This window comes from Lachnoclostridium sp. An181 (assembly GCF_002160325.1).
Classification (GTDB): Bacteria; Bacillota; Clostridia; order Lachnospirales; family Lachnospiraceae; genus An181.
This window is the reverse complement of record NZ_NFKJ01000037.1, coordinates 1-4,530: the sequence shown is the minus strand read 5'-3', so window position 1 is coordinate 4,530 and position 4,530 is coordinate 1. Positions and strand designations below refer to the sequence as shown.

General features: G+C 44.2%; 1 protein-coding gene. It reads right to left on the bottom strand.

The genetic code is table 11. The features are described from left to right. On the bottom strand, positions 1-4,530 hold a 4,530-nt coding region (locus B5F18_RS12165; protein WP_143468432.1), incomplete at both ends, for an endo-alpha-N-acetylgalactosaminidase family protein.

Here is a 4,530-nt window from a genome sequence, read left to right as displayed (position 1 = left end):
CTTCCAGGTTTGCAAGGGCAAGCGCCACATCGTACTGGGTTGCATCTCCGTTTGCAAATACTGCCTGTGCCTCGGTAAGTTTTTCTTCAAATACTTTCCAGCTTGCCTCGGTGTAGTCATCTTTTGCAAGCGCTGCTGCTTTGTCGATTGTAGATTTAAGTTCAGTCTTATCCACTTCTTCCACAGTTGGGTCCAATGGTTTTGTTACACGGAACTCTGCCGCAGATGCATATTTATTAGTCTCAGCTGCAGACTGTCCGGCCGTCTCTTTTGCAATGATCTTAACATCTGTAACACCATCTGTTTCTGCAAATTTCACTTTCTGCCACTGTGTTGCTGTGTCAAATTCCGCATTTTCTACAACAGTCTCATATGTCTTTCCATTGTCTTTACTGATCTGGATATCAGCTACTTTCAATTTACCGTTTGCATTAGCTGCTCCTGTTCTTGGCAGATATCTGATTCCATCCACTGTCTGTGCTTCTGCAAAATGAATGTTGAACCATGCATCTCCTGCCTGAACTGCATTTGCACTCCAGGATGTATGCCAGTGTGTACTTGTGTTTCCGTCTACTGCAAAATCAACCGGTCCTTCATTTCCACTTTGTCCCTGTGCACTTCCTGCAGTTGCTTCATAGAGATCTGTAGAAATATCAAATCTGTCTTCAGTAGCTGTTCCTGTAGAATTATCCAAAGCTCCCATAGCTGCTTTCAGAGCATAGTAAGCTTCTTCCATTTCTTTCTGGCTTGGCTTGTCTTTATTTAAAGCGACTTTTGCATTCAGGAGAGCTTCTTTAAATGCATTCCACTCATTCAAAGTGTAATCGCTCTCTGTGTATTCACTTTCTGCTTTTTCGATCAGAGCGCCAAGTGCATCTTCATTCACATCTTCTTCTACAAGTTCAATCTTCAAATTATCAAGGATAAAGTCTTTGTATCCGCCAAAGTTTGCTGCGTTTCCACTTGTACCCTGTGTATCTGCAGCTGTTGAAGTAGAGTAAATACCGAACCATGTCTGGCCGGATGCTGCTCCTGTGATGGTTGTCTCATAATGTCCATCCTGATCAGCTCCCATTGCTTTCTTCAATGTCTCTAAAGATGTTCCGCCGCTAAATTCACCGTCTCCTACTGTTACACCGTATGTATCGTCACTTCCTGCCTGATAGTCAAAACTTACTTTGTAAGTTCTGCCTGGTTCAAAACGGAAGTTCTGCGGAATAGTCTGATATACAAGATTGCTGTATCCGCTTAAACCATTTGTCTTCACAGACCACTTGCCATCCAGCACATCATCTACTTTCTTGACATCCCATCCTGCCTGTGTAAACGGTGCATGCAGTTCTGACAAGTGTGTACGGTTGTCTTCTACACCTTCAAGTCCGCCGATAACAAATGGGTAGATACCCTGTACGTTATTTTCAAAATCCTGTTCCATTCCGACCACATTGCCGTTCTCATCTTTTTGTACGACATCCATCTTAGTTTCTACCACACGGATATCGTCAAAGTATGCGCTGCCCTCTCCTGCTTCTTTGGAGATTGTCAGTGTCACATCGCTGCCGTCTTCCGGAGCTGTGAAGAATACATACATGTTCTGGAAATAGCTGCTGTTGTTCACAGTTGCGCTGGAATTGCTGTGTGTGTAAGCTTTTACATAGTTCTTTGCAATGGAACGTGTTGTATAGTTGGAATCCAGTACTTTGTCTCCTGCTTTTACCTCGATCGTCGCTTTTGCATCACTTCTGTTGTCAACACCTACATACAGTGCATATTTTTCACCCGGCTCCAGATCTGTGATCTTCTGGCTCATGGCAACTTCACCGTCCAGTTTCATCATCGGATTACTGTACTGACTCTTAGCGATCGTTGCTGTTCCGTCGCCTGTTTTGTTCCAGTATTTCTCAAATCCTTCTTCACCGGAGTTGAATCCTACGTCCACCAGATGCATTCCTTCGCTCCATGTGATCTCAAGATTTCCTTCCTCGCCTTTGCATACTACATATGGAGTCTGAGCTTCTGCTTCCAATGTAATGTGTCCGTCTACAACCTCTACAGTCTTTTCTTCTGTTTTTCCAAGATCTGTCAGTTTGTATACTTTTACAGATTTCAAAGATTTCCAGTCATCCTGAAGTTCCCATGTTGTAGTACCGCCTTTTGTATTCCAGTGGTACATTTTTTCTTTATCATCGGCAACTTTTTCACCTGTCTGCGGATCCCAGTTCCATGGAATCAAGTAGGACTCTGTTCCGCCTGTTCCGTTGTCTCCTCTGGATACAGCTCCCTGGGAAATAACTTTTCCATTGAGTGTAACTGTTCTGTTACGGTATGCTGCGCTGGATGGATCTGTGGACTCTCTTGTTGCAACTACTGTGTTTCCATCATCATCTTTCAATGTGATCTCTTTTTCCGGTGTCCATGAGTAGGTCTCACTATTGTCTGTCATCTGTACAGGCTCTCCGTCCACCCATTTTGTCACTTTATAGTGCTGAAGGAATTTTGTCATTAAATCATGTGTATACAGGTTTGTAATGTATGCGTCATAATCATTTCTTCCCTGCCATCCTTCGAAATCTTTCATATTATATCCGCCAAGAAGCGGTGCATTGGCAACTCCGCCATAGCTTGGATAGTCACCAACCCAGGAGTCTTTCTGGTGGTTTCTAAGGAAACGCATAACCTCACTGTTTTCACCTTTTGATGTATATCCGCCATATGTAAGGTCTGTTGCCCAGTGCTGGAAAGTGGAATCATACTCGTTTCCTGAACCCCACTCTGTTGTCATTCTCCAGCCATTGTCTGTGATCATGTCAGTGAGCTTTCTTGTCTCCCAGGAGTCCTCTCTGGAGCCTGATGTCAGGTTGCCCCAAACGTCCACATAGACAAAGTCCATATTGTCGCCCACTTTTTCTTTCAGGGAGTCAAAACGTGCCTGTCTTTCTCCGCTTGCCAAGTCATAAATACCGTCAATACCAACGCCCTGATCCAGCCAGTTCCATCCATAGCTTAAGGAACCAATGCTGTTTCTGCGAACCAGGTTTTCACTGAATGCTTTTGCTTCCGGATACATTTCACTTGCATTTACATGGATACCGAAACGAGCACCATACTCTTTTCCTTTTTCCATCATGGTATTCATGTCCTCTGCTCCACCAAGTCTCTCACCGATATTGTCGTAATCCGGATGTCCGGAGTCATGTCCTTCACTTGCATATCCTTTGAGAAGTACAGACTGTCCAAGTCCGTCTGTGTGCATTGCCACACGTTTTACATTATCCAATGTTGTGAGGAACGGGTTCTGAGCCTGTCCACCAAAGTTCATGGCAATACGCCATGCCACCAGCTCAGGAACTTCTTCGCATTTGTATGGATTGTTCATAATATCACGGAATGCAATCGCTCCGTCCTGCCAGTCAACCTGTGCATCTTCATTCATATCGCCTGCGATGACAACTTTGGACTGAGGCATTTCTGTCTCTTTTACTGTGTATTTTACACCTTTAGAGTCTGTTACATTGCGATGGTAATACCACTCTGCACTTGCAAGACCCATAGTCTTATAATCGCCATTATCTTTGGATGTTGCAAGGATACGTGTATTCTGGCTGCCGCCATATACAGGAGCTGCAACAACTCTTCCTTCATGTTCAGAGTTGCTCCACATACCAGCGCTCATCTCATCATTGGATACAAATGCATACATATAATCTCTGTCTGTGTAGTTATTCATGTCAGCATTCACTTGAATGAGCTCATCACCACTCTTATGAGTATTGGATGACATCACTGCACCTTTTAAATTTGCATTGTTCTGTGAACTTCTGACAGAAATCAGGCTGTGGTTTGGAATCGCAATTGTCTGAAGCGGATATTTTTCCACTTTATCGCCGTATTTGTTTACTTCCACTTCATCCTGCAGATTGTTTTTAATATCAGTGATATTAAATGCCAGTGTATTTTTCTCAACTACCAATTCTGCTGTGATTACTGCATCGATGTGTTTGTCTTCATCTTTAACTGTCATTGTATAGACCGCTTTATCGTCTTCGAACTCTACATCCACATCTGCTGCGTCAAGCGCTACATCCGTTCCGTTGATCTTTACGGTGTTGATCTCTTCTGTCTGTCCGTAGAAGGTCTTGCCTGCCAGATCGCCCTTCATCTCGTATCTTACAACGCTTGGGAAATTTTCTGCCACGTATACATCCATCTGCTCAGAGGAGATCACTTTTGTCGCAATCTCATCCTCTTCTTTCAGGACAATATCTGCCACAGCTGCATCTGCACCGTTTACCACTACCTGGCCGTTTCCGATCACATATCCGCCTTTTTTTACAGTGATATCATAGGTGCCATCTGCAAGCGCCATCATGTATGTACCGTCTGCTGCTGTCGTTGTTGTCTGATCGCCGGCTTTTACTTCCGCACCTTCCACAGGAGCACCGCTCTCGTCCACAACTTTACCTGTAACCTGGTAAGTTGCCACTTCTGCCTGGCCTGTGTAGTGGATATCCTTCAGATAGACGTCTGACG